This window comes from Geomonas sp. (genome assembly GCF_056994735.1).
This window is the reverse complement of sequence record NZ_JBXKJL010000378.1, coordinates 1-1,084: the sequence shown is the minus strand read 5'-3', so window position 1 is coordinate 1,084 and position 1,084 is coordinate 1. Positions and strand designations below refer to the sequence as shown.

Genomic DNA, 1,084 nt, shown 5'->3' with positions numbered 1-1,084 from the left:
TATACAACTTCTTCCCTACATATTCATCACTCACACTACCTACTGACCTTAGTGGGAAATGTTCGGGTAATAAGTATTCGCTTAGTGTTAGTTTATCTTCTTTGTATGGTGTGTAGGCTTTAGGTGTTGTTCCTAGATTAATCATAACTGTACACGATAGGTTGTTTTGAACACTTCCTTCGCTAGTTCTAAATTTAATGTACTTTGTGTTTGGTAACGTGCTAACAGTTCCACTTGTAAAAGCATAAGTTTTAACAACCGAATAATTAGCATCATATTCAATAATATTGAGTTGATAATTTAAAGAATTTGAATAAGAATAATAAGTACTTGGTTTTACGTTTATAAAGTTTTTGCTACGTATGGCATTTGTAGTTATAGTGGTTTTGCCATCAGCACCAAGACTACCGTATTCTAAAACTCCATCAAATAGATTTTCTCCTATACTTTTAAACACTACATCAGTTTCAACACTACTTATACCACTAAAATATTTAGGCTCTACTACATCAGTTTCTATAACCATATAATCTTTTGTACTTATTAATCCACCTTTTAACTTCATCATAGAATGTGTTAATGTACTAGGTGTAGTAAGTGTTATTTTGTTATTTGTATATGTTGCTATAGGTGTTATATTCCCTTTTGTTCCCCCGAGGTCTACTTCTAATGTTCCTACTGTTTTAGCATTTACGAATATAGAATATAGTGTACTAGGTTTTAAGTTTATTGTTCTATCGTAAGTATCTTGTGATGATAACTTAGGGAATAACTTTGTAGGCTCTACTACTAGAGTTCCGTTTAAGTATGTCGGTAATGTTAAAGGTGTTATTGTAGTTTCTATTGGTATTTCTAGTTCATAAAGAACTTCTATGTTGTTAGTTGATAACCATGTTTTAAATGTTGCTAAGTCAGTTGCTTTTGTTCTTAATATTCTAAAGTAGAAGTTACCACCACCACCTATATATATACCTTCTTCATCTAATGAATATATATTCTTACTTACAAATTTATCACTTAGACAAGCCTTAGCCATAGTTAGTCCATTAAAACTAGGTATTCTGAACATAAGAGTGTTTGTAAG

General features: G+C 31.2%; 1 protein-coding gene. It reads right to left on the bottom strand.

What is annotated here, in order from left to right; genetic code table 11:
• On the bottom strand, positions 1–1,036 hold a 1,036-nt coding region (locus AC11W3_RS16295; RefSeq protein ID WP_484093361.1), incomplete at its 3' end, for a hypothetical protein.
• Positions 1,037–1,084: the final 48 nt, after the last annotated feature.